At 63.5% G+C, this 578-nt stretch carries 1 protein-coding gene; it reads left to right on the top strand.

The window, feature by feature from the left end; genetic code table 11:
- Positions 1 to 557 (top strand): SOS response-associated peptidase family protein (locus tag NKH13_RS35555; RefSeq protein WP_352917500.1); only part of this gene is annotated, 557 nt, incomplete at its 5' end.
- Positions 558 to 578 lie beyond the last annotated feature (21 nt).

The following is a 578-nucleotide window of genomic DNA, read 5'->3' as shown; positions in this document are numbered from 1 at the left end:
CCGACTACGGCACCACCAATATCCGCAATCCGCAATACGGCCATTGGCAGCAATATCTCGGCATCGAGAACCGCTGCGTGGTGCCCGTCACCAGCTTCGCCGAGCCCAGCCCGACGCCCGGCGACAAGGACCCCGAGACCGGCATTCAGCGCAACTTCTGGTTTGCACTCGGCGAGGACCGCCCGCTGTTCTTCTTTGCCGGCCTGTGGACGCGCTGGCAGGGCATTCGCAAGGTCAAGGACGGCCCCGCCGAGCACCAGGTCTATGGCTTCATGACGACCAGGCCCAACGCGCTGATCGCGCCGATCCACGAAAAGGCAATGCCGGTGATCCTGACCACGCCGGAAGAAACCGAGACCTGGCTGACGGCGCCATGGTCGGAGACAAGACACCTGCAGCGCACGGCGCCCGATGACGCGCTGGTGATCGTCGAAAAACCGGCGACACAGATCAAATTTCCGCAGCAGGCGCCGGCGAACGGTTATGTGGCGCGCCACATAACCGTTCTTATGCGTCGGGCGAGATTATGTGGCGGAGCCTTCCTGGTGCCAGCCTAGGCCCGCCGGTCCGGATTTTTC

Source organism: Mesorhizobium sp. M1348, assembly GCF_040317925.1.
Taxonomy (GTDB): domain Bacteria; phylum Pseudomonadota; class Alphaproteobacteria; order Rhizobiales; family Rhizobiaceae; genus Mesorhizobium.
This window is presented reverse-complemented; position numbering and strand designations above follow the sequence as displayed.